22 protein-coding genes are annotated in these 22,087 nt (G+C 59.9%); 13 read left to right on the top strand and 9 right to left on the bottom strand.

Annotated elements, in window-relative coordinates; genetic code table 11:
• Window positions 1-34: 34 nt before the first annotated feature.
• Window positions 35-1,723 carry a divergent polysaccharide deacetylase family protein gene (locus J7400_RS09430; protein ID WP_209062443.1) on the top strand — a complete coding sequence of 563 codons (1,689 nt, stop codon included), beginning with the start codon at window positions 35-37 and terminating at the stop codon, window positions 1,721-1,723.
• 161 nt (window positions 1,724-1,884) lie between these two features.
• Here the strand turns inward: J7400_RS09430 and J7400_RS09435 are convergent, their stop codons facing one another.
• Window positions 1,885-2,346, bottom strand: coding sequence for an Lrp/AsnC family transcriptional regulator (locus J7400_RS09435; RefSeq protein ID WP_209062445.1), 462 nt, complete (start codon window positions 2,344-2,346; stop codon window positions 1,885-1,887).
• A 123-nt stretch (window positions 2,347-2,469) separates the two neighbouring features.
• Here J7400_RS09435 and J7400_RS09440 point away from each other — a divergent pair, with 123 nt between their 5' ends.
• Both J7400_RS09440 and J7400_RS09445 read left to right on the top strand, forming a co-directional pair.
• Entirely contained in the window at window positions 2,470-3,267 is a 798-nt protein-coding gene (locus tag J7400_RS09440) for a phenylalanine 4-monooxygenase (RefSeq protein ID WP_209062448.1), read from the top strand.
• A 2-nt stretch (window positions 3,268-3,269) separates the two neighbouring features.
• Window positions 3,270-3,605, top strand: coding sequence for a 4a-hydroxytetrahydrobiopterin dehydratase (locus tag J7400_RS09445; RefSeq protein WP_209062451.1), 336 nt, complete (start codon window positions 3,270-3,272; stop codon window positions 3,603-3,605).
• A gap of 12 nt (window positions 3,606-3,617) precedes the next feature.
• Here the strand turns inward: J7400_RS09445 and J7400_RS09450 are convergent, their stop codons facing one another.
• A complete protein-coding gene (locus J7400_RS09450; protein WP_209062454.1) occupies window positions 3,618-3,800 on the bottom strand; it encodes a hypothetical protein in 183 nt (60 codons plus the stop codon).
• A gap of 170 nt (window positions 3,801-3,970) precedes the next feature.
• Window positions 3,971-4,516 carry a hypoxanthine phosphoribosyltransferase gene (gene hpt / locus J7400_RS09455; protein WP_209062457.1) on the bottom strand — a complete coding sequence of 182 codons (546 nt, stop codon included), beginning with the start codon at window positions 4,514-4,516 and terminating at the stop codon, window positions 3,971-3,973.
• 123 nt (window positions 4,517-4,639) lie between these two features.
• Between hpt and J7400_RS09460 the strand changes: the two genes are divergently transcribed.
• Complete coding sequence (locus J7400_RS09460; RefSeq protein ID WP_209062459.1) at window positions 4,640-5,095, top strand: type II toxin-antitoxin system RatA family toxin; 456 nt, start codon at window positions 4,640-4,642, stop codon at window positions 5,093-5,095.
• A gap of 87 nt (window positions 5,096-5,182) precedes the next feature.
• Here the strand turns inward: J7400_RS09460 and J7400_RS09465 are convergent, their stop codons facing one another.
• From J7400_RS09465 to J7400_RS09480, 4 genes are all read right to left on the bottom strand, one after another.
• Window positions 5,183-6,370: an ammonium transporter gene (locus J7400_RS09465; RefSeq protein WP_209062461.1), complete on the bottom strand. Its 1,188-nt coding sequence runs from the start codon at window positions 6,368-6,370 to the stop codon at window positions 5,183-5,185.
• A gap of 160 nt (window positions 6,371-6,530) precedes the next feature.
• On the bottom strand, window positions 6,531-7,004 hold the full coding sequence (locus J7400_RS09470) for a CinA family protein (protein WP_209062464.1): 474 nt from the start codon (window positions 7,002-7,004) through the stop codon (window positions 6,531-6,533).
• The gene (locus J7400_RS09475; RefSeq protein WP_209062467.1) at window positions 7,004-7,486 is read right to left on the bottom strand and encodes a phosphatidylglycerophosphatase A; all 483 of its coding nucleotides are present in this window, start codon (window positions 7,484-7,486) and stop codon (window positions 7,004-7,006) included. The genes J7400_RS09470 and J7400_RS09475 overlap by 1 nt, the downstream gene beginning before the upstream one ends.
• Window positions 7,483-8,664 (bottom strand): bifunctional 2-C-methyl-D-erythritol 4-phosphate cytidylyltransferase/2-C-methyl-D-erythritol 2,4-cyclodiphosphate synthase, encoded by a 1,182-nt coding sequence (locus J7400_RS09480; protein WP_209062469.1) that lies wholly within the window; start codon window positions 8,662-8,664, stop codon window positions 7,483-7,485. The genes J7400_RS09475 and J7400_RS09480 overlap by 4 nt, the downstream gene beginning before the upstream one ends.
• Window positions 8,665-8,823: 159 nt before the next feature.
• Here J7400_RS09480 and dusB point away from each other — a divergent pair, with 159 nt between their 5' ends.
• The 5 genes from dusB (at window position 8,824) to J7400_RS09505 (ending at window position 16,084) form a co-directional block, all read left to right on the top strand.
• Window positions 8,824-9,837 (top strand): tRNA dihydrouridine synthase DusB, encoded by a 1,014-nt coding sequence (gene dusB / locus J7400_RS09485; RefSeq protein ID WP_348540155.1) that lies wholly within the window; start codon window positions 8,824-8,826, stop codon window positions 9,835-9,837.
• Window positions 9,834-10,919 carry an ATP-binding protein gene (locus J7400_RS09490; protein WP_209062475.1) on the top strand — a complete coding sequence of 362 codons (1,086 nt, stop codon included), beginning with the start codon at window positions 9,834-9,836 and terminating at the stop codon, window positions 10,917-10,919. The genes dusB and J7400_RS09490 overlap by 4 nt, the downstream gene beginning before the upstream one ends.
• Complete coding sequence (locus J7400_RS09495) at window positions 10,919-12,283, top strand: response regulator (protein ID WP_209062478.1); 1,365 nt, start codon at window positions 10,919-10,921, stop codon at window positions 12,281-12,283. Before J7400_RS09490 ends, J7400_RS09495 begins: the two co-directional genes overlap by 1 nt.
• Before the next feature lie 136 nt (window positions 12,284-12,419).
• Complete coding sequence (locus tag J7400_RS09500) at window positions 12,420-14,672, top strand: PAS domain-containing sensor histidine kinase (protein WP_209062482.1); 2,253 nt, start codon at window positions 12,420-12,422, stop codon at window positions 14,670-14,672.
• On the top strand, window positions 14,669-16,084 hold the full coding sequence (locus tag J7400_RS09505) for a sigma-54 dependent transcriptional regulator (RefSeq protein ID WP_209062485.1): 1,416 nt from the start codon (window positions 14,669-14,671) through the stop codon (window positions 16,082-16,084). The genes J7400_RS09500 and J7400_RS09505 overlap by 4 nt, the downstream gene beginning before the upstream one ends.
• 307 nt (window positions 16,085-16,391) lie before the next feature.
• On the opposite strand, the gene J7400_RS09510 is transcribed toward J7400_RS09505, so the two are convergent.
• Both J7400_RS09510 and J7400_RS09515 read right to left on the bottom strand, forming a co-directional pair.
• A complete protein-coding gene (locus tag J7400_RS09510; RefSeq protein ID WP_209062489.1) occupies window positions 16,392-16,853 on the bottom strand; it encodes a hypothetical protein in 462 nt (153 codons plus the stop codon).
• A gap of 38 nt (window positions 16,854-16,891) precedes the next feature.
• Window positions 16,892-17,377: a hypothetical protein gene (locus J7400_RS09515; protein WP_209062492.1), complete on the bottom strand. Its 486-nt coding sequence runs from the start codon at window positions 17,375-17,377 to the stop codon at window positions 16,892-16,894.
• Window positions 17,378-17,507: 130 nt separating this feature from the next.
• Between J7400_RS09515 and trkA the strand changes: the two genes are divergently transcribed.
• The 4 genes from trkA to hflX all read left to right on the top strand — a co-directional run bounded on the left by trkA (window position 17,508) and on the right by hflX (window position 22,047).
• The gene (gene trkA / locus J7400_RS09520) at window positions 17,508-18,884 is read left to right on the top strand and encodes a Trk system potassium transporter TrkA (protein WP_209062495.1); all 1,377 of its coding nucleotides are present in this window, start codon (window positions 17,508-17,510) and stop codon (window positions 18,882-18,884) included.
• Window positions 18,885-18,888: 4 nt separating this feature from the next.
• Window positions 18,889-20,409, top strand: coding sequence for a TrkH family potassium uptake protein (locus tag J7400_RS09525; protein WP_209062498.1), 1,521 nt, complete (start codon window positions 18,889-18,891; stop codon window positions 20,407-20,409).
• A gap of 124 nt (window positions 20,410-20,533) precedes the next feature.
• Window positions 20,534-20,773 carry an RNA chaperone Hfq gene (gene hfq, locus J7400_RS09530; RefSeq protein WP_008204623.1) on the top strand — a complete coding sequence of 80 codons (240 nt, stop codon included), beginning with the start codon at window positions 20,534-20,536 and terminating at the stop codon, window positions 20,771-20,773.
• Window positions 20,773-22,047 carry a GTPase HflX gene (gene hflX, locus J7400_RS09535; RefSeq protein ID WP_209062502.1) on the top strand — a complete coding sequence of 425 codons (1,275 nt, stop codon included), beginning with the start codon at window positions 20,773-20,775 and terminating at the stop codon, window positions 22,045-22,047. Before hfq ends, hflX begins: the two co-directional genes overlap by 1 nt.
• Window positions 22,048-22,087: the final 40 nt, after the last annotated feature.

Below are 22,087 nucleotides of genomic sequence, written 5' to 3' on the forward strand. Positions count from 1 at the left end.
CCCGTAAATTTGGAACAAATGAGGGCAGAGAACTATGTTGCGCGGATTTTTGGCTGGTGTGTTCTGGGGCGTCATCCTCATTGGGGGGGTGCTTGCGGCGGCGTCTTTGCTGTCTCCTTTGCCTGCAACGGTGCGCCCGCAGACAACGGCGGTGACCCCGCAGGAAACCCAGGAAGGGCTTGCACAAAGCAGCACGTTGGATGCGGCCTCACAAACCGATGCGGAGGTTGATGCCGTGCCGGGGGCGGCTGTGCCGGAGGTCGAGGCTGATGATGCGGTGCCGCTGGGGATCACTGATTCTGCACCAAAGCCTGAGCCGGAGGATCTGGAGGCGGAACTGGCCGCGCCACAGGAGATTGCAGACAGCGGAGCGGTTGAAATTGAAGGAGAAACTTCGGTTTTGCCGACACCGCAGGCGCAGACCCCAACCGCGCCTGAGGCGGAAACGGCGCTGTCGATTTCAACAAATCCGGCTCAGCCTGCGGCACCAGCGCCTCTGTCTGGTGAAGCCTTTGTCACGCCGCTTGCCCCTGAGGTGACCGAGGAGGCTGAGACTGCAGAAGCTGTTGAGACTGAAGCGCCAGTGCAAGAGATCGTGATTGAGGATCCTGCGGTGGAAGAGGAGGCGGTTGCGCAAGCCGCGCCTGAGGAGGCAGTCGAAGAGACTGGCGCAGATGTGGTGGCAGATGCGGCTCCTGTTGAGGAGGTGGTGATCGAAGAACCTGCGCTGGAGGCCGCGCCTGAGGGCGAGGCGGCGGAAGGCGAAACCGATGTGATCATCGCCGAGGATGCGCCGGAAGGCGCTGATAACGCTGAAGAAACACCGCTGGTCTCTGAAGCGGTGCCCAGCCCTGAGGCCGAAGACCTGACGCCAAATGCAGAGGCGGGGGAGACCCCTGTGGATGAGGCGGCGACGGCATCGCTGCTCAAACCGGCGGGCAATCTGAATGAGGCCTTCCCTCAGTTGAAATCTGCGCGGCTGCCCTCGGTTGGGGATGCGGCGACGGAAGAGGTTGTGATTGCGGATGCTGCGGCCGTCACGCCGGTGGCACGCCCAGTGGTGTCCAACGCGGAAGGCTTTGAAAACGCAGAGAATAAACCAGTGATGTCGGTCGTTCTGGTGGACACTGGCGAGCATGAATTTGATATGGAGGCGCTTGAGAGCTTCCCCTATCCGCTGAGCATTGCCGTGAGCACGCTGGACCCGCAAGTCACTGAAAAGGCGGCGGACTACCGTTTGCGGGGCTTTGAGGTGCTGGCCATGGTGGATATGCCTGCGGAGGCAACCGCCTCTGACGTGGAGCAGGCGATGCAGGCACATCTGTCCGTCTCTGATACGTTTGTGGGTGTGATGGAAGGTCTGAGCGACGGGCTGCAAGGCAGCAAGGTTGTGAGCGATCAGGTAGCGCAGGCGCTGCTGGGCAGTGGCCATGGATTACTGATGCTTTCCAATGGGTTGAACACGGCACAGAAGCTCGCCGCCAAAGAAGGCGTGCCTTCCACCAGCGTGTTCCGCGACTTTGACGATGCCGGGCAGACAGCGGTGGTGATGCGCCGTTTTCTGGACAACGCGGCCTTTAAGGCAGCGCAGGAAGACGGTGTTGTGATGGTGGGGCGGCTGCGGGATGAAACCATCTCCGCGCTGCTGTTGTGGGCGCTGCAGGATCGCGCGGGCACCGTGGCAATGGCCCCGATTTCGGCGAGCTTTGACACCATCAACTGAGATCAGAGCGGGGCGGCGCGACTCAAAGGTTAACGCGCTATTGGAGCCCTGATTTCACGTCGGTATCGCGTCGGTATCCCTACGGTATTGCATAGGTGCAATTTTCAGCGCGTGTCCCATAAACGGGGCGCGCGCTGTTGCGTTGGATATGGCAACAAATTTCAGGCCTCAACCGGCAGGCTACCTGCGGTTTTCATCTGGCGCAGAATGAAATTGGTTGTGGTGGTGCGCACCACGCCCAGACGCAGAATGCGCTTCATGATGAACTGCTCCAACGCCTCCGGATCACGGGCCACAACTTTCAGCACAAAGTCGAAGTCTCCGGTGATGGAGGCGCATTCCAGCACCTGATCGCTCTGCGCGACAAAATCGTTGAACACTTTGATGGTCTCTTCGCTGTGGTCGATCAGCGAAATCTGCACATAGGCAAAGGCGTTCAACCCGAGCTTCTTGCCATCCAGAATGGCGGCATAACGCAGGATGTAGCCTTCCTCCTCCAGCCGCTTCACGCGCCGCCAGCAGGGAGAGGGCGAAAGACCCACGGAGTCAGAAAGATCCTGTGTGCTGGCGCGGCCGTCACGCTGCAGGACCTTGAGGATGAGCCGTTCAAAGCTGTCGAGCATATTTTGCCTCATTAAATCGAGATTCGGGTGAAATCTGTCTGAAATCTCTTTTGCAGCCAAAAGATGGAAAAACTCTTGTTCAGATTCAGAGCTAACATGGTTTCAGGAGGAGGAGCGTTTAAAATGCCGAAAAGCACCAAATATGTGGCCAAAGAGCCGGATGCGACCGGACGGATTCATTACACCGCTGCGGAGGATGCGGTGTGGCGGGATCTGGTGGCGCAGCAACAACCCCATGTGGAGACACTGGCGGCGGAGCCGTTTCTGGCCGGCCAGCGCAAGCTGAACCTGCCCAAGGATCGCGTGCCGCAATGCGTGGAGGTGTCAGAGGTTCTGCGCGCGCATACCGGCTGGCAGGTGGCCCCTGTGCCAGCGCTGATCGGGTTTGGGCGGTTTTTCAAAATGCTCTCGGAAAAGACCTTTCCGGCGGCGTCTTTCATTCGGGACCGCGAGAGTTTTGACTATATCGAGGAGCCGGACATCTTCCATGAAATCTACGGACATACGCCACTGCTCACGGACGCGCGCTTTGCCCGGTTTTCTCAGAAGATTGGTGAGACGGGGCTGACCTGTGCGGCGGCAGACTATTCCTGGCTGATCCGGCTTTACTGGTTCACGGTGGAGTTTGGCTTGATCCGCGAAGGGGGAGAGATCAAGGCGCTGGGATCGGGGCTTGCGTCCTCGCCCGGGGAGCTGGCGCATTCGGTGCAAGAGCCAAGCGTGATCCGCAAGCCGTTTGATGTGATCGACATTCTGCGCACGCCGTACCGGATCGACATCAACCAGCCGATCTATTTTGTGCTCGACACGGTGGAGCAGCTTCTGGAGGCGGCGGAGCGAGATCTGTTGGCCGATATCAAAACGGCACAGGCGCTTGGGTTGCATGACCCTGTGTTCCCGCCAAAGCCGGAGGCCGCGTGATCATGGAGGATTTGACAGCTGGTTCCTGTGCGGCTTGTGACGGCTGGGTGCCACCTTTGAGTGATGCGGAGATTGAGGCGCTCAAGGCCAAGCTGCATCCGGACTGGGTGATGGGCGCTGATGGCAAAAGCCTTGTGCGGACACTGAAGTTCAAGGCCTACGCGAAGGCGGTCTATGCGGCCAATATGGCGGCGTTTCTCAGCGACAAAGAGGGGCATCATGCGGATGTGCGCTTTGGCTGGGGCTATTGTGAAATCACCTATACCTCCCATGAGCTGGACAGGCTTTCGGAGAATGATTTCATCTGCGCAGCCAAATTGGATGCGCTGCTGGCCTGACGATGTGGCGCGCTAGAACTTCACCGTTGTGCGCGCCTTGGGATCAAGCGTGAGCGCGTCGGGCCAGCCGACAAAACGCTCGATCAGCACAAGGACGATGCAGATAATGATCACGCCAAACACCAGCTTGACCCGCTTTTCAGAAGGCGGGTTGCGCGCCCATTGGCTCATGCGGATCAAATGGCGAAAGTTCATCTTTGGGGCCACCGCTGGATTTGGATATTTGTGGAATGAGAATGCCTGAGGTTTTGCGCCCACTCAATGGGCACGATCCATGTTTGGCGTTCTGCAGCCTAGAAAGAGTGGCGTTGGGGGCGCAGCGCGTCATTGCTGCGCCCCCGTGATTGGTGCCTCTGTGAGAGGGGTCAGCTCTCTTCGGTGAAGCGTACTTTGCCGATGAAGGGCAGGTTGCGGTTGCGTTGGGCGTAGTCGATGCCATAGCCCACGACAAATTCATCAGGAATTGAAAAGCCGATCCAATCAGCTGCGATGTCCGCTTCGCGGCGGCTCGGTTTGTCCAGAAGCGCGATGGTTTTGATCTTGGCCGGGTTGCGGGCCTTCAGCAGGTGCATCACGTGGGTGAGCGTGTGGCCGGTGTCGACGATGTCTTCGACCACCAGCACGTCACGGCCTTCAATCTCGCCGCGCAAGTCTTTGAAAATGCGTACTTCCCTGCTGCTTTCCATGGCGTTGCCATAAGAGGAGGCCTCAAGGAAATCGACCTCGACCGGCAGTTCCAGCTCGCGCACCAGATCGGCGATGAACACAAAAGAGCCGCGCAGAAGGCCCACCACAATCAGCTTATCGGTGCCCGCATATTCCGCTTGGATTTCGCGCGACAGATCTTCGATCCGGGCGGCAATCGACTTGGCTGAGATCATTTGATCAATGACATATGGACGCTCTGACATGAGACCCTCTTGATTTTACGCCCGCAGAGTGGATATGAGCGCGGGCAGCACAGTGCATAGCGGGGACGCGAAACACTGTCACGCTAAAATGGCACGTTACTTTGGACAGCTTTACGGAACCACATGCCCACGCACTCTGAGACTCGCACGCTGCCCTATTCAGCCCAACAAATGTATGACCTTGTGGCCGATGTGGCGGCTTATCCGCAGTTTTTGCCCTGGTGTGCGGCGGCGCGGGTGCGCTCGACCACGCCGATTGAGACCGCGCATGGCGCGGGCGTGGAGATGCTGGCGGATCTGGTGATCTCGTTCAAAGTGTTTCGGGAGCGGTTTGGCAGCCGTGTGGGGCTTTATCCTGAGACCAAGCACATCGACACGGAGTATCTGGACGGGCCGTTCAAATACATGAAATCCACCTGGGATTTTGCGGATGTGGACGGCGGGGTCGAGGTGAAGTTCTTTGTGGATTTCGAGTTCAAGAACATCATTTTGCAAAAGGCGATTGGCCTTGTGTTTTATGAGGCGATGAACCGGATTGTGGCGGCGTTTGAGGCGCGGGCGAAAGCGCTTTACGGCTGAGGGCCACTATATTCTGAAATCGTTGGGGCAATAAAAAGGGCGGCCTGAAGTGGCGGCCGCCCGAGACTTGTGTGCTCTGATCTGGTGTCAGGAGGCGGTGTCGTAGGCGCGCTCGCCGTGGACTTCGAGATCCAGACCGTTGACTTCGGTTTCCTCATCCACGCGCAGCGGGGTGATGAAGCTCACGACTTTCACCAGCACCACGGTCACAACCAGTGTGAAGAGGCCGACAACGGCGAGGCTGCCAAGCTGGGCGACCCATGTGCCCTGACCAAAGACGGCGATCATGATGGTACCGAAGATGCCGCCGACGCCGTGGACCGCGAAGACGTCCAGCGTGTCGTCGATGTTGAGCATGTTGCGCACGACATTCACGGCTTCCTGACAGAGGATGCCTGCGATGGCGCCGATGATCAGTGCTTCCACCGGGCCGACGAAGCCGGAGGCCGGGGTGATTGAGGCGAGGCCAGCGATGGTGCCGGTGACAAGACCCACGAGGGAGGCTTTGCCGTATTTGATGCGTTCCCAGAGTGCCCATGTGAGCGAGGCGGTGGCTGCGGAGATGTGGGTGACGGTGAGCGCCATGGCTGCGCCGCCGTCAGCGGCGAGCTGGCTGCCGCCGTTAAAGCCGAACCAGCCGACCCAGAGCATGGCCGCGCCGATCATCACCATCCATGGGGCGTGCGGCGGGGTGGTGCGGTGGCGACGTGCGCCGAGCATGACCGCGATGATGAGGGCTGCGAGGCCTGCGGTTTCATGCACCACAATGCCGCCGGCAAAGTCGCGCACGCCGATTTCGCCGAAGATGCCGCCGTCAGCCATCATGCCGCCGCCCCAGATCCAGTGCACCACAGGCGCGTAGCACAGAAGCATCCAGAGACCGGAGAACAGAAGGACAAAGCCAAAGCCGATGCGCTCCACATAAGCGCCGACGATCAGCGCCGGGGTGATGATGGCAAAGGTCATCTGGAAAGCAAAGAACAGCACTTCGGGCAGGGTGCCAGACAGGCTGTCGGCGGTGACGCCTGCGAGGAACATTTTGCCAAGCCCGCCCCAAACCGAGCTTGCGCCGCCGTCATTGCCAAAGGCGATGGAATAGCCGAAGGCCAGCCACAGAACGCTCATTAAACAGGCAATCGCGTAGGTTTGCATAAAAACGCTGAGCACGTTGCGCGCGCGCACAAGGCCCCCGTAAAACAAGGCCAGACCTGGCAATGTCATGAACAGGACCAGGGCTGTCGCCACAATGATCCATGCGGTGTCCGCTCCGTTCATAATTTCTTTCCTCTTTGTCCCTGAGTGGTGATTTCAGGTCAAAAAGCGGAAAACCTGCTTATGACAAAGTCTGAATATGATGCGGAGCGCCTTAAAATGGGGCGTTTTGCAATGTGATTAAAATATGGGCGGAAAATGCAGCTGTTTGTGCAAATGCGCGTCAGTTTGCGCAGCATGCCTTAAAAAGAAGCGATAACGCATGATTCCGCGCCTCTTTGCGCACATTTTCGCGGCCCAATGCGCCAAACTCGATGGTCTCGGTTTTGCATCCTGTTGCGGAGGCGATGCCAAAACAGACGCGGCCTTCGGGTTTGAACTCGGAGCCGCCGGGACCGGCGATGCCGGTGATTGACACGGCGAGATCCGCCGCAGAGTGCGCCAGCGCCCCAAGGGCCATTTCGCGCGCGACCTCCTCAGACACGGCGCCAACCGCATCGAGCGTGGCTTGCGCCACGCCCAGCATCTCGACCTTGGCCTGATTGGTGTAGGTCACAAAGCCGCGCTCAAAAGTGGCGGAAGAGCCGGGAATGTCGGTCAGCGCGGCCGCGACCATGCCGCCGGTGCAGCTTTCGGCGGTGGCGATGCGCAGGTCGGCGGCGCGGCAGGCCGCAAGCAGAGCGGCGACATCCACCATCACATCAGCACCACATGAAAGAGCGCGGCGGTCACAAGCGTGGCCACACCGGCAAAGACACCGGCCCAGAGGTCGTCAAGCATCACGCCCACAGGATCATGGCGGCGGTCGGCGCGGCCCACGAGCCAGGGTTTGCGGATGTCAAACAGGCGGAAGAAGAAAAACGCCGCAATCGGGCCGGGCCAGACCATGGACATGTCGCGTGTTGCAAAGGCGATGGCCGGGAAGAGCAGGGCGATCCACATGCCTGCGACCTCGTCAATCACAATCTCTGAAGGGTCGTCGCCCGGTCTGTCGGCCAATTCGCGGTGGCAGGCCCAGAAACCAGCGATGATGGAGATCACAGTCAGCAGGATCAGCAGCCAGAGGCCGACATAACGCTCGGCGGCCCAGCCGATCAGCAGCGCGGCCAGAGAGCCCCATGTGCCGGGGGCAAAGGGCAGGCGGCCAACGCCGAAGAATGTTGCGATCATCGTGCTCATGGTTTCACCAGCGTTGCGGTGGCAATGGCCGCAATCCCTTCTTCGCGGCCTGTGAAGCCGAGTTTCTCACTTGTTGTGGCTTTGATGGAGACGCGGGTTTCCTCCATGCCCATGATCTCTGCCATGCGGGCAATCATGGCGGGGGCGAGTGGCCCGACTTTGGGGCGTTCGCAGATCAGGGTGCAATCGACATTGGAGATGGTGAAGCCCTTGGAGGCTGCGAGATCGACCGCATGTTTCAGGAAGACCGCGCTGTCCATATCTTTCCATTCCGCCTCAGATGGCGGGAAGTGGCGGCCAATGTCCCCTTCGGCCAATGCGCCGTAGATCGCATCTGTGACCGCATGCATGCCGACGTCGGCGTCTGAGTGGCCTTTGAGGGCTTTGTGGTGCGGGATGCGGACGCCGCAGAGGATGACGTGGTCGCCCTCTTCAAATGCGTGTACATCATATCCGTTGCCCAGTCTGATATCGGGAAGACTATTCATGTCGCCTCTCAGGTGCTGCTCCAGACGGGCAAAATCGTCTGGTGTGGTGATTTTCAGGTTGCGCTCATTGCCCGGCACGATGGCGACGTCAAGCCCGGCGGCGCGGGCGACCTCCACATCATCAGCCGCTCCGCCCGGATGGGTGTGATGGGCCGCGAGAATTGCCTCATAGGCGAAACCCTGAGGCGTCTGCGCGCGAAACAGGCCTTCGCGGTCCTGCGTGCCAGTCACAAGCCCGTCTTCGCCGCGCCAGAGTGCATCTGTGACGGCGAGCGCGGGGGCTGCGCCGGAGGCACCGGAGGTCAGGGCGGCAATCACAGAGGAGATGGTGGCGGCATCAATGCCCGCGCGCGCCACATCGTGGATCAGAACATGGGTGATGCCGCGCCCGCTGAGGGCTTCAAGCCCAGCCAGCACCGAGGCGTCCCGCGTTGCGCCGCCGTGAACCTGTGTGACCGAGAGTTCGGCGGTAAATTGCGTGTCGTCGGGGTGGGTCACCAAAACCACCTCGTCTACCTCCGGGTGTGTTAGAAAAGCGGTGAGCGTCCATTCAGCGACGCTTTTTCCGGCAACCTGCCGCCACTGCTTGGGGATTTCACCTCCCGCACGGGTACCGCGACCGGCGGCAACAACCACTGCGGCAGTGCGGGGCGGGGTATCGGCGGGGCTATTGAAAGAGGCATTTGTCATGCCCACTGTGTAGAACCTGCAAGTCAGAGTGGCAATTGACCCTTAGCGATTGCTTAATTTTTAAGCATATGCAATTTGCTGCCGAAAAAATCACCACCCCTTCATTGAGTTTGACCAATGGGTCAGATACGCCGAAGGCACTGCACAAGGATTAGGCACGTGACCGTTCAAGTCGCACATCTCTCTTTGACACCGCCCGTTTTTCTGGCGCCGTTGGCCGGGATCACCGATCGCCCGTATCGGGATCTGGTGAGCCAGTTTGGTGCCGGGCTGGTGGTGAGCGAAATGGTGGCAAGCCAGGAAATGGTGCAGGCCAAACCCGGTGTGCGTGAGCGTGCGGAGTTGGGATTTGGTGATGCGATCACCTCGGTGCAGCTTGCAGGGCGTGAGGCGCATTGGATGGCGGAGGCCTCGCGTCAAGTCGAGGCCAATGGCGCGACGCTGATTGACATCAATATGGGCTGCCCGGCGAAGAAAGTGACCAGCGCCAGTGGCGCGGGGGCCAGCGGCTCCGCTTTGATGAAAGATCTCGACCACGCGCTGACGCTGATTGAGGCCGTGGTGGGCGCTGTGGACATTCCGGTGACGCTGAAGACGCGGCTGGGGTGGGACGACAATATGCTCAATGCGCCGGAGCTCGCCAAACGGGCGGAGGATGCGGGCGTTCAGATGCTGACCATCCACGGGCGCACGCGCTGTCAGTTTTACAAAGGGTCTGCGGACTGGGCGGCGATCCGGGGTGTGAAGGACGTGGTGTCGATCCCGGTGATTGCCAATGGCGACATTGTGGACGCGGAGAGCGCAAAGGCGGCGATGGCGGCTTCCGGTGCAGACGGCGTGATGGTGGGGCGCGGGGCGCAGGGCAAACCCTGGCTGCTGGCCCAGATTGCGGCGGAGATTTTTGGCACAGAGGCGCCCGAGGTGCCCACCGGCACAGCTCTGGTGGAGCTGGTGCAGGGGCATTATGCGGCGATGCTGTCCTTTTACGGCACCGATCTTGGCCTGCGCGTCGCACGCAAACATTTGGGTTGGTACATGGACACCGTGGGCACCGAGGCGGGCTTGCGCCGCCGGGTGCAGACCAGCCGGGACATTGATGAAGTGATGGCGTTGCTTGCGGAGGCTTTGATGCCGAGCGGTGATGATGCGCCCAACAACAAAGAGGCCGCATGAGCGCGCATAACCCCATATGGAACTCGCTGCCCGTGCCGGGGCTGGTGGTGGACGCGGATGACAAGATCCTGCGCATCAACCCGGCGGCGGAAACTTTTCTGAACGCCTCGGCCAAATCGATGGTCGGGCAGCCCATCTGGGACAAGGTGATGATTGACGCCCCGCTTGAGGAGGCGTTTCAGCGCGCAAGGGAACATGGCACGCCCCTGTTTGTGAATGACGCGGATCTGGGCACCGGCAATGCGCCACCTGTGCAGTGCAACCTGCAGATTGCGCCGTTGGCGGATGCGCCGGGCGAAATGCTGTTTCTGATTTCCAGCCGTGAGCTGGCCGGACGCATGACCCGCAGCAACGGTGTGAAATCATCGGCCAAATCCGCCATCGGCATGGCCGAGATGCTGGCCCATGAGATCAAGAACCCGCTGGCGGGGATCACCGGTGCGGCGCAGCTTTTGTCGATGAACCTGAGCACGGAAGATCTGGAGCTGACCGATCTGATCGTGGAGGAAAGCCGCCGGATCGTGAAGCTGCTGGAGCAGGTGGAGCAGTTTGGCAACCTGTCGCTGCCGCAGAAGAAGCCGGTCAATATCCACGATGTTCTGGACCGCGCGCGGCGCTCTGCCTTGGTGAGCTATGGCGCGCATATGGAGATTGTGGAGGATTACGACCCCTCCCTGCCACCGGCCGAGGGCGACGCGGATCAGCTCCTGCAGGTGGTGTTGAATCTGCTGAAGAATGCCTCTGAAGCTGCTGGAGATTCAGGGAAAATCCGCATTCGCACCTATTATGAGCATTCCTTCCGGATGCGACGTGCGGATGGCACAGGCCAACCGCTGCCGCTGCAGATTGAGGTCATTGATGATGGCCCCGGCCTGCCGCAGCATCTGGAGGGCGACGTGTTTGATCCTTTCGTTTCCGGACGGGAGAACGGCACGGGGCTTGGCCTCGCGCTGGTGAGCAAAATCATTTCGGATCATGGCGGTCTGATCACAGTGGACAGCGTGCCGGGGCGCACGGTGTTCAAGCTGTCGCTGCCACGGGCGAGCAAAGAAACTCTCAAGAAATATGAGGAGAGCCTCTGATGGATGGCACGGTTCTGGTCGCAGATGACGATCGCACAATCCGCACAGTATTGACGCAAGCGCTGACGCGGGCGGGCTGTAAGGTGCATGCCACCTCCTCGCTGACCACGCTGATGCGCTGGGTCGGCGAAGGCAAAGGCGATGTGGTGATCACCGATGTGATGATGCCGGATGGCAATGGCCTTGAGATGCTGCCCAAGATTTCCGAGGATCGCCCGGGCCTGCCGGTGATCGTGATCTCCGCTCAGAACACCATCATGACGGCGATTCAGGCTGCGGAAGCGGAGGCCTATGACTATCTGCCCAAACCGTTTGACCTGCCTGATCTGATGAAGCGCACCGGCAAGGCACTGGAGCAGAAGCGCCGTGCGCCTGCCGCACCTGCGGTGGAGGAAGACCGGCCTGACGAGCTGCCGCTGGTGGGGCGTACCCCTGCAATGCAGGCGCTTTACCGGCTTGTGGCGCGGGTGATGAACACCGATCTGCCGGTGCTGATTTCAGGTGAAAGTGGCACGGGTAAATCCCTGATTGCAAAAGAGATTCACGACTTCTCTGATCGGCGCAATCTGCCGTTTGTGGTGGTCAATGCCGCGGATCTGAGCGATCTGGAAGGCCCCGCGCGTGTGCTGGCCAAAGCCAAGGGCGGCACGATCCTGTTTGATGAGATCGGCGACATCGAAGATGAGGTGCAGGCCCGCATTGTACGGATGATTGACACCCCGGGCGATCAGAACCCGCGCTTTATGGCGACCAGTCAGGTTAACCTGAACACTGCCATGGAGAACGGCACCGTGCGGCAGGATCTCTACTATCGCCTCAATGGTGCGGCGATCCATGTGCCGGCACTGCGGGAGCGGGTGGATGACATTCCTCTGCTGGTGGAGCACTTCCTGCACCGCGCAGAGCGCGAAGGCGCGCCGATGCGGGTGTTCTCAGAGGATGCGATGGAAATGTTTCGCACCTACAGCTGGCCAGGCAACGTGCGCCAGTTGGAAAATGCGGTGCGCCGCCTTGTGTTGACCGCGCAGGCGGAAGAGGTGATAAAGACCGAAGCGGAAATGGTGCTGGGCGCCGCGCCGCAGGCAGGCCCGCTGATGGGCGGTGAGGACAATGAAAAGCTCTCAGCCAGCGTGGCGCGCCACCTGCGCCGTTACTTTGATTTGCATGGAAATATGCTGCCCCCGGCAGGGCTCTATGCGCGGATTCTGCGCGAGATTGAGCTGCCTCTGATCGAAATCGCGCTGGATGCAACAGGCGGAAATCAGGCGAAATGTGCTGATTTGTTGGGGATAAATCGGAATACTTTGCGTAAAAAGATCACTGATCTGGATATTCACGTGACACGCCGCCGCAAATTGATGTAAAAAGGCCACATAAATGTGGTGCCAGAGCCGCAGTCGTCAAAAAACGGCACGTCTCATAGAATGCACCACCTGATATGGCGGTGGGGCGCGCAAGCGCCACCAAATCAATTGGGGAAGTCGGGTGTCGAGCCGGACAATGACGAGTCACTGGGCGCGTTTTCAGCGCCTGCGCAGTCAAAGGCGTGTCCAGAATGCCGCAGCTTTCGGGCTGGTGGTGCTGGCTCCGGCGCTGGCTTTGGCGACCTATCTGGCGCTTGGTCCGTTTGGGCTTGGCGCCTCATCAAGCACATTGCGTGCGATTTTTCTTGCCGATTTTGCCTATGTTCTGATCGTGGCCGCGCTGGTGCTGCAGAATGTGGTGCGCGCGATTTCCTCGCGCCGTGCCCGCTCTGCCGGATCGCGCCTGCATCTGAGGCTGACCGGGGCGTTTGCCGTGCTGGCTGTGGTGCCTGCGGTGACGGTGGCGGTGTTTGCCGGGCTGACGCTGAACATTGGCCTTGAGGGCTGGTTCAGCGAGCGCGTGCGGCAGGTGGTGGGCAATTCGCTGTCAGCAGCGCAGGCCTATGAAGAAGAGCATATTGAGGCGCTCAAAGAAGACGCGGGCGCGCTGGCAGAGTTTCTCAACAACCGGCGGCGCGCGACCTTCTTTATGGATGCGGGTGAGCTTCGGGTTTTGTTGGCCGCTGGGCAGGTGCAGATTCAGCGCGGTCTGAAAGAAGCCTTTGTGATCGATGGCACAGGCGAGCTGCGCGCGCGGGGTGAGCGCTCCTACCTGTTTGACTTTGAAAAACCCACCGAGGCGGAGATGGCTGAGACCGTGGAGGATGGCTATGTCATCATCCGTGATCTGGACAACAATGAGATGCGCGCGCTGGTGCGGCTTGAGGCCTTTGTGGATCGCTATCTCTATATCAGCCGCGAGGTGGATGCGGAGATTTTCCAGCTGCTCGATGACACGCAGGCCAGTGCGCGGCTGTATTCGCAGCTGGAGAGCGAGCGTGGGCAGCGGCTGTTTGAGTTTGGTCTGATCTACCTCGGATTTGCGCTGATTCTGGTGCTGGCGGCGATCTGGATGGGCATGTGGATGGCGGAACGGCTGTCGCGTCCGGTTGGGCGCCTGATGCAGGCGGCACAGCGCGTCGGGGCGGGCGATCTGGATGTCAAAGTGCGCGAGGAAGAAGGCGATGATGAGATCGCCATGCTGGGGCGCTACTTCAACCAGATGACCGGCCAGCTGAAGGTGCAGCGCGAGACGCTGCTGGACAACACGCGCCAGATTGACCGTCGCCGCCGCATGTTTGACAGCGTGCTGACCTCGGTAACGTCCGGTGTTGTCGGGCTGACGGCCGAGGGCAAGGTCTCCTTCGTGAACCGCTCCGCAGAACGGCTTTTGGCCTGGGCCGATGACCATCAGGCCATGCCTCTGGCGGTGGCGGTGCCGGAGTTTGGTTCGGTGCTTGAAGAGCTGACTTCAGGCGGCAAGGAAGTGGCGCAGGAAGAGGTCAAGGTGGTTCGCGGCGGGCGGCTGGAGCATCTCTTGGTGCGCATGTCCACGCGGCGGCGCGACGATGGCACGCTTGAGGGCTATGTGGTGGCCTTTGACGATGTGACCAATCTGGTGACGGCACAGCGGACGGCAGCCTGGGGCGACGTGGCACGCCGCATTGCCCATGAGATCAAGAACCCGCTGACCCCGATCCAGCTGTCGGCTGAACGTATCCGCCGCAAGTTTGCCAGCCGTCTGGGCGAGGACAGCGATACACTTGAACAGATGACTGATGTGATTGTGCGTCAAACCAATGACTTGCGCCGGATTGTGGATGAGTTCTCCAAATTTGCACGGATGCCGGAGCCGGATCGCAAGGCTGCTGATCTGGTGGAGCTGGTGCAGGCGGCGGTGCTGTTGCAGGAAACCGGCCAGCCGGATGTGCGGTTTGTGCGCGACATCTGCAAAGGGCCGATGACCGTGGATCTGGACGCCACGATGATCTCACAGGCGCTGACCAATCTGATCAAGAATGCCGGTGAAGCGATTGAAACCTATCAGGAAAAGCATCCTGAAGAGGTCATCTCCCCGGAAATTCGGGTGAGTTTGAAAATTGAAGAAGAGCACGCGGTGCTGCGGATTGCAGACAATGGCATTGGCCTGCCTGCCGATCGTGCTCGACTGTTTGAGCCTTATGTCACCACGCGTGACAAGGGCACGGGGCTGGGTCTCCCCATTGTGAAAAAGATCATTGAAGAGCATGGCGGGCAGCTGTCGCTGCTGGATGCGCCGGTGTTTGAACCGTCTTATCATGTTGGTGCAATGGCAGAGATCAAACTGCCTTTGGCCCCTTTGGGCGCTGCACCTGCTGAGGACATCAAAAAGAGCGAGCGAGTATTATGAGTGACATTCTGATCGTTGACGATGAGCGCGACATTCGGGAACTGATTTCGGACATCCTGAAAGACGAGGGGTTTTCGACGCGGCTGGCGGGCAACTCGGATGAGGCGATGGCGCAGGTGACCAGCGAGCAACCGGCGCTGATGATCCTCGATATCTGGCTGAAGGACAGCAATATGGATGGCATCGACATCCTTAAGGCTGTGAAAAACGACTATCCGGAAGTGCCGGTGGTGATCATTTCGGGCCACGGCAATATCGAGATTGCGGTCGCGGCGATCAAACAGGGCGCGTATGACTTCATCGAAAAGCCGTTTAACATCGATCAGTTGCTGGTGGTGATCAAACGGGCGATGGAGACCAGCCGTCTGCGTCGTGAGAACACCGAGCTGAAACGCCAGGATGGCAAGCCGGCTGATTTGATCGGTGACAGCGCGGCCTATCGCGCGATGGTGTCGCAGCTGGATAAGGTCACGCGCTCCAACGGGCGGGTGATGCTGACCGGACCTGCGGGTGTCGGCAAAGATGTGGCGGCGCGCTATATCCACGCCAATTCCAACCGCGCCAGCGCGCCGTTTGTCACCGTCTCCTGCGCGGGGATGGATCCGGACCGGGTGGAAGAGATCCTCTTTGGCCGCGAAAGTGCCGAGCGCGGCATCGAGACCGGGCTGCTGGAGCAGGCCAACGGCGGGATTGTATATTTTGACGAGGTGGCGGATATGCCGCTGGCGGCCCAGAGCAAGATCCTGCGGGTGCTGGTTGATCAGCAATTCACCCGCGTGGGCGGCTCAAAGAAGGTGCGCGTGGATCTGCGGGTGATTTCCTCGACCAATCAGGATCTGACGCAGGCGATTGCAGAGGGCACGTTCCGTGAGGAACTCTATCACCGCCTGAATGTTGTGCCGATTGCGGTGCCGTCGCTGGAAGAGCGGCGCGAAGACATCCCTGCGCTGGCGAGCTATTTCCTCGGACAGTTGCATGAGAGCCAAGGCCTGCCGCTGCGCGAGCTGAGTGCGGATGCGATTGCGCTGATGCAGACCATGGTGTGGCCGGGCAATGTGCGCCAGCTCAAGAACCTGATTGAGCGGGTGCTGATCCTTGGGGACGGGCAGGGGCCGATTGAAAGCCGTGAGCTGCCCGGTGAAACAGATACGCCTGCGGAAGATGGCCGCGTGGTGCTGTCTGGCACTCTGGCGACGCTGCCGCTGCGCGAGGCGCGTGAGGCGTTTGAGCGGGAGTATCTGCTGACCCAGATCAACCGCTTTGGCGGCAATATCAGCCGCACCGCGAGCTTTGTCGGCATGGAGCGCAGCGCGCTGCACCGCAAGCTAAAATCGCTGGGGGTTGTGACCTCCAACAAGGCAGGCGCGCGTGTGGCGCATGTGCCTGAAGAGGAAAGCGAAGCGGCTGAGTAAAGCCGCACCGCAGAGGGGCAAAGACAAAACGCGCGGGGCAGAAGCTCCGCGCGTTTGTTTTTGATCGCTTGTTCGCGCTTCTCCCATGCGGTCGAACACGAACAGCGATTTGTTTGCCTTAGATAAAAGGTAACCAACTTTAGAGCCTCGTCCTGAAAATCTGCAACGCTTGGTCTCTACCAACGCACGGGAGGCGAAGCCGACCAGCCCCCGACCCTCCCCAAGGGAGGGGGCTTCACCCCCACCCAGGGTCGGGGGCTGGTCTATGTGACCCGCTATAGTCGTTGCAGATTTGTTGGGCGATGATCTAGCCGCTGGATTTGCTTGAGATCGGCTTACTCAGGTCGATCAGCACGCGGCCGCCATCTTCGGTGCGCAGACCGCAGATGCTGGGGCTCAGCTCCGGGGCGACCTCGATCTTGGCATAGTGGTTTTCACCAAGCTGCTCGTCCTTGCAGTAAGGGATCTGAACTTTCTCATAGCCTTTCTCGGCCATGCAGCTGCGCACAGCAGAATGGCGGGCGCCTTCGTTGATGTCATATTGCTCTGGCCGTTGGCCAACAATGCGCCCGTTGCCGTCATAGATCGGCCACCAGTCGGTGACGATGCGGGGCGGATAAGCGGCTGCGGCGGCGCTGTTGCACTGACCGCGGTCGATGTTCAGTTCTGATTTGGTGACGCCTTCTTTGTAGTAGGTGCCAAACTGGGTGCAGCCGCTGAGAACAACAAAGAGCGAGGCTGCAAGCGCGGGGTATTTTACGAAGAACACAATGAACCTTTACTGTATTTTTGTTAGATTGTTTGGGGTTAGATGGGTTTGCTGAGATCAATCAGGGCAACGCCGCCGCCCTTGGCGCGCAGAGCGCAGATGTTGGTTGCCGGGACAGGGGCTCCGGGAATGGCCGCATATTGGCGCCCGGCGAGTTGATCCTCGGTGCAGATCGGGTGGGTCACGGGTGTATATCCCTTCAGCGTCATGCAGTCGGCGCGATGCTCGGCCCGCATACCGGCGTTGGCATCCTGAACCTGAACGTGGCTGCCGCCCCAATAGCCGGGGTAGCCACCCCAGTAGCCGCCGGCGTAGCCGCCATAGCCGCCGTGGTAGCCGGAATAGACCGATGTGGTGAAGGTGGCTGCAGGAAAGAGTTTGTTGGCTTCTACAGAACAGGCCGTGTCATCATATGCAGCGGTTTCGCGGGTGACCCCGGATTTGGCGTAGCCTGAGTAAGAGGTCGGGGCGCAGCTTGCCAAGACCGATGTAAGAGCCGCAAATATAACAACAGTTTGCCGCATCTTCTTATCTCACTTCATAATTTAGTTTGCGCCCTAAGAAGAAACCCAAACGGGACTGGCGTCAATGCTTGCAATTGACCTGATTGGCGCTCTCTGGCATGTCGGACAGACAAACCCTTGAGGGAAGCATATGAAGGTCATTATCTGTGGGGCCGGTCAGGTCGGATGGCAGATTGCTCGCCATTTGTCCGGTGAAAACAACGATGTCACCGTTGTGGACAACAACCCCGAATTGGTGCGCCGCGCCACGGACACGCTGGATGTGCAGGGGATCGCGGGGTTTGCGAGCTATCCTGATGTGCTGGACCGTGCGGGCGCGCGCGATGCGGATATGCTGATTGCGGCCACCTATTCTGACGAGGTCAATATGGTGACCTGTCAGGTGGCGCATTCGGTGTTTTCCGTTCCGCGCAAGATCGCCCGACTGCGCAGCCAGTCTTATCTGGATGTGCTTTATTCCGATCTTTACCGGCGTGATCACATGCCGATTGACGTGGTGATCTCGCCCGAGCTTGAGGTGGCGGATGCGGCGCTCAAGCGGCTGACGGCGCCCAATGCCTTTGACACGGAGACCTTCCTGGAAGGCAAGGTGCAGATGCTGGGGCTGGTGCTGGATGAAGATTGTCCGGTGGTGAACACGCCATTGCGGCAGTTGACCGATCTGTTCTCCACGCTGAATGCGGTGGTTGTGGGCGTGCGCCGTCATGGCACGCTGTTTGCGCCAGAGCCGGGTGATCAGCTGTTTGTGGGTGATGAAATTTATGTCTTCAGCTTTGTTGAGGACGTGAGCCGCACCATGGAAGTATTTGGCAAGGTTCAGAAAAAGCAAGAGCGCGCAGTGATTGTCGGCGGCGGCAACGTTGGCCTGATGGTTGCGCAGCGTCTGGAGAAGAGCGCGCACCGTATCCGCACAAAGATCATCGAAAAGGACCGCCGCGTGGCGGAGCGCGCCGCCGAAGCGCTGGAGCGCACGATTGTTCTGAACGGGGATGGTCTGGACGCTGCCCTGCTGGCAGAGGCGGGCGCGGACCGTGCGGACGCCATTCTGGCAGTCACCGATGATGACAAGACCAATATGCTGGCCTCTGTGCGCTCCAAATCGGCGGGCTGCCCGCTGGCGATTGCGCTGATCAATGACCCGACGCTTGCGCCTTTGATGCCGCCTTTGGGCATTGATGCCTTTATCAACCCGCGCGCCACCACGGTGAGCTCGATCCTGCGCCATATCCGACACGGGCGGGTGCGTGAGGTTTACTCAGTTGGCGATACCGAGGCGGAGATCATTGAGGCCGAAGTGCTGTCGACCTCGCCCATCGCAGGGCAGCAGGTGCGCGATGTGGCTTTCCCGGAAGGCGTGCTGATTGGCGCGATCCAGAAGGGCAAAGAAGTTGTGAAACCCAAAGGCGGCACGCGCATCAATGAAGGGGACGTGATTGTGCTGTTCTCCCTGTCGGCGGATGTGCCGGGGGTGGAGCAGCTGTTGCAGGTCTCCATCGACTTCTTCTGAGCCGATGACGCTGCGCCTGTCTCAAATCCCGCTGTTTGTGCAGATGGTCCTGATTTCGGGGCTACTGATGTATGTGCCTGCGGCGGTGGCATTGGTGCAGAACGACCATTTTGTGTCGCGCAGCTTTTTCTATTCCGGCACGATGGTGCTGTCTGTCTGTACGCTGATCGCGATTGCGGTGCATGGTACGCGGGGGCGCACGCGCACGGTGGACAACCTCAAAGCGCTGTTTTTGGCGCTTGCGCTGTTACCGGCAGTGCTGGCGTTGCCGATGTATGAAACACTTGGTGTGGTGCCCTATGTGGATGTTTATTTCGAGATGGTCAGCAGCCTGACCACCACCGGGATGACCACCTATGAGCCAGCCAGCATGCTGACGGATGCGGTGCATCTGTGGCGCGGGATGGTGGGCTGGCTTGGCGGGCTGTTGATGTGGGTGGCGGCGGCGGCGGTTCTGGCACCGTTGAGCCTTGGCGGGTTTGAAGTGACGGCCATGGGGGAACCCGGCCAGCTTGATACCGGCCAGACCCATATGCAGCAGGCGCGCCCGATGAAGCGCTGGAGTCGTGCGGCGCAAGCGCTGTTGCCGATATATGTTGGTCTGACCGGCGCGCTGTGGATCATGCTGGTGGTGCTGGGGGATCGCCCGATTGTCGGGCTGATGAATGCCATGGCGACGCTTTCGACCAGCGGGATCACCACCGGCGTGGGGGTGCAGAACAGCAATTCCGGCGTTGCGGGGGAGATGATCATCTTCCTGTTCCTGCTGTTTGCCCTGTCGCGCAGCACCTTCAGCTCTGACACAGGGGCGGTGCGGCGCAACAGTCTGCTCGAAGATCCGGAGCTGCGACTGGGGTTTCTGATCGTGATGGTGGTGGCGGTGATGCTGTTCATGCGGCACTGGTTTGGGGCGCTGAGCGAAGAAGATGTGAGCGATCCGCTGGCCGGTCTGAAAGCCGCCTGGGGCGGGATTTTCACGGTGATGAGCTTTCTGACCACCACCGGGTTTGAAAGCTCGGAATGGCATGTGGCGCGGGACTGGAGCGGATTGCAGACGCCGGGTCTGATCCTTCTGGCGCTGGCCATGGTGGGCGGCGGCGTGGCGACCACGGCGGGGGGCGTGAAGTTGCTGCGGGTCTATGCGCTTTACGTGCAGGGGCTGGGTGAGATGGAGCGGCTGGTGCATCCCAATGTGGTGCTGGGGCGCAAACGGGCAGGCGCGCGCGGGTTGAGACGGCGCGGGGCGGTGATCGCCTGGGTGTTTTTCATGCTGTTTGCTCTGTCGCTTGCCGCCGTGACCCTGCTGCTGGCGCTTGCCGGAAACAGCTTTGAAGAGGCGCTTATTCTGGCGGTCTCCGCGCTCACAACGGCGGGGCCGTTGACGCAGGTGGCCGGAGAATTCCCGATTGCGATTTCATCGCTGGGGCCGGTGGAAAAGCTTATTCTTTGTGCAGCTATGATTGCCGGACGGCTGGAAGCGCTGGCGGTTATCGCCCTGATTTCTCCGGACTTGTGGCAGAAATGATGCGGTTGACCCTGTAGCGGTTTAAAAAGGCGTCATTTTAGGCTGGTAAGTCCAGAATGTGCGCTCCATACTCGCGACTGCATACCTATCCCGATGCACAAACAAGAACAAAGGCAAGCACGACATGGCTTCGGATCGACAGAATCTCCAAGATGCATTTTTGAACCACGTCCGGAAAACCAAAGTTCCGGTGACCATTTTTCTGATCAACGGTGTGAAACTGCAGGGTGTGATCACCTGGTTTGACAACTTCTGTGTGCTGCTGCGCCGCGATGGTCAGAGCCAGTTGGTCTACAAACATGCGATCTCGACAATCATGCCGGCGCAGCCGATTTCTCTGTATGAAGGTGAAGACGCCTCTTGATGGAGCATGACACGCAGGTCACCCGCGCTTGGGTCCTGCATCCCGATATCACTGGCGCTGATCAGCGGCGCGAGGCCTCTTTCGCGTTGGAAGAGGCCATTTCGCTTGCAGCGGCTTTGCCGGAACTGGAGGTGGTGGGCTCAAACGTCGTGCGCCTGCCCAAAGCCCAGCCCGGCAAGCTGTTTGGCAGCGGTAAGATCGAAGAACTGAAGGCGCTGTTTAAGGCCAATGAGGTGGAGCTTGTCCTGATTGACGGGCCGGTCACCCCTGTGCAGCAGCGCAATCTGGAAAAAGAGTGGAAGGTCAAACTGCTGGACCGGACCGGGCTGATCCTTGAGATCTTCTCGGATCGGGCGCGCACCCGTGAGGGTGTGCTGCAGGTTGAGATGGCCGCGCTGTCTTATCAGCGGACACGTCTGGTGCGGGCCTGGACCCACTTGGAACGTCAGCGAGGCGGGCTTGGCTTTGTGGGCGGCCCCGGTGAAACCCAGATCGAGGCGGACCGTCGCGCGATTGACGACCAGTTGGTGCGGCTGCGCCGCCAGCTGGCGAAGGTTGTGAAAACTCGCGAGCTGCACCGGAAGGCGCGCGCCAAGGTGCCGTTTCCGATTGTCGCGCTGGTGGGCTATACCAACGCCGGAAAATCCACGCTTTTCAATCGTGTAACTGGTGCAGATGTGATGGCGAAAGACATGCTTTTTGCCACGCTCGACCCGACCATGCGCGCGGTGGAGCTGCCCAACAACGGCCCCGAAGTGATCCTTTCGGACACGGTGGGCTTCATCAGTGATCTGCCAACGCAGCTTGTGGCGGCCTTTCGGGCAACGCTGGAAGAGGTGCTGGCGGCTGATCTGGTGCTGCATGTGCGCGACATTGCGCATCCGGAAACGGAGCATCAGGCCGAAGATGTGCGCACCATCCTTGAGACCCTCGGGCTCAATGAAGAGACGCCGCAGATCGAGGTCTGGAACAAGATTGACCTGCTGAGTGCGGATGATCGCGATGCGATGGTCGCCAAGGCGGAGCGCGAAGAGGATATCTTTGCGGTGTCCGCTGTGAGCGGACAGGGTCTTGATGAGATGTTTGCGGCGATCCAGCAGGCTTTGGCCAGCGAGAAGAGCCGCGAAACGCTGAAGCTCAGCTTTGCGGCGGGCAAGGCACGGGCGTGGCTCTTTAAAGAGGGCATCGTGGAGGAAGAAGCCCAGACGGACGAGGGCTTTGAGATCACCGTGCTGTGGAGCGCCAAGCAACGGGCGCAGTTTGAAAGCCTCTGATAGAGGCCTTAAGAACCCATCCTAAGATATTGATGGCGCA

Source organism: Shimia sp. R9_2 (assembly GCF_017743735.1).
Taxonomy (GTDB): Bacteria; Pseudomonadota; Alphaproteobacteria; order Rhodobacterales; family Rhodobacteraceae; genus Shimia.

What these genes read in the sequence shown, in the direction of transcription:
- J7400_RS09430 (WP_209062443.1), top strand. Translation starts at nt 35, where the DNA reads ATGTTGCGCGGATTTTTGGCTGGTGTGTTCTGGGGCGTCATCCTCATT.
- J7400_RS09435 (WP_209062445.1), bottom strand. Translation starts at nt 2,346, where the DNA reads ATGCTCGACAGCTTTGAACGGCTCATCCTCAAGGTCCTGCAGCGTGAC.
- J7400_RS09440 (WP_209062448.1), top strand. Translation starts at nt 2,470, where the DNA reads ATGCCGAAAAGCACCAAATATGTGGCCAAAGAGCCGGATGCGACCGGA.
- J7400_RS09445 (WP_209062451.1), top strand. Translation starts at nt 3,270, where the DNA reads ATGGAGGATTTGACAGCTGGTTCCTGTGCGGCTTGTGACGGCTGGGTG.
- J7400_RS09450 (WP_209062454.1), bottom strand. Translation starts at nt 3,800, where the DNA reads ATGAACTTTCGCCATTTGATCCGCATGAGCCAATGGGCGCGCAACCCG.
- hpt (WP_209062457.1), bottom strand. Translation starts at nt 4,516, where the DNA reads ATGTCAGAGCGTCCATATGTCATTGATCAAATGATCTCAGCCAAGTCG.
- J7400_RS09460 (WP_209062459.1), top strand. Translation starts at nt 4,640, where the DNA reads ATGCCCACGCACTCTGAGACTCGCACGCTGCCCTATTCAGCCCAACAA.
- J7400_RS09465 (WP_209062461.1), bottom strand. Translation starts at nt 6,370, where the DNA reads ATGAACGGAGCGGACACCGCATGGATCATTGTGGCGACAGCCCTGGTC.
- J7400_RS09470 (WP_209062464.1), bottom strand. Translation starts at nt 7,004, where the DNA reads ATGGTGGATGTCGCCGCTCTGCTTGCGGCCTGCCGCGCCGCCGACCTG.
- J7400_RS09475 (WP_209062467.1), bottom strand. Translation starts at nt 7,486, where the DNA reads ATGAGCACGATGATCGCAACATTCTTCGGCGTTGGCCGCCTGCCCTTT.
- J7400_RS09480 (WP_209062469.1), bottom strand. Translation starts at nt 8,664, where the DNA reads ATGACAAATGCCTCTTTCAATAGCCCCGCCGATACCCCGCCCCGCACT.
- J7400_RS09490 (WP_209062475.1), top strand. Translation starts at nt 9,834, where the DNA reads ATGAGCGCGCATAACCCCATATGGAACTCGCTGCCCGTGCCGGGGCTG.
- J7400_RS09495 (WP_209062478.1), top strand. Translation starts at nt 10,919, where the DNA reads ATGGATGGCACGGTTCTGGTCGCAGATGACGATCGCACAATCCGCACA.
- J7400_RS09500 (WP_209062482.1), top strand. Translation starts at nt 12,420, where the DNA reads ATGACGAGTCACTGGGCGCGTTTTCAGCGCCTGCGCAGTCAAAGGCGT.
- J7400_RS09505 (WP_209062485.1), top strand. Translation starts at nt 14,669, where the DNA reads ATGAGTGACATTCTGATCGTTGACGATGAGCGCGACATTCGGGAACTG.
- J7400_RS09515 (WP_209062492.1), bottom strand. Translation starts at nt 17,377, where the DNA reads ATGCGGCAAACTGTTGTTATATTTGCGGCTCTTACATCGGTCTTGGCA.
- trkA (WP_209062495.1), top strand. Translation starts at nt 17,508, where the DNA reads ATGAAGGTCATTATCTGTGGGGCCGGTCAGGTCGGATGGCAGATTGCT.
- J7400_RS09525 (WP_209062498.1), top strand. Translation starts at nt 18,889, where the DNA reads ATGACGCTGCGCCTGTCTCAAATCCCGCTGTTTGTGCAGATGGTCCTG.
- hfq (WP_008204623.1), top strand. Translation starts at nt 20,534, where the DNA reads ATGGCTTCGGATCGACAGAATCTCCAAGATGCATTTTTGAACCACGTC.
- hflX (WP_209062502.1), top strand. Translation starts at nt 20,773, where the DNA reads ATGGAGCATGACACGCAGGTCACCCGCGCTTGGGTCCTGCATCCCGAT.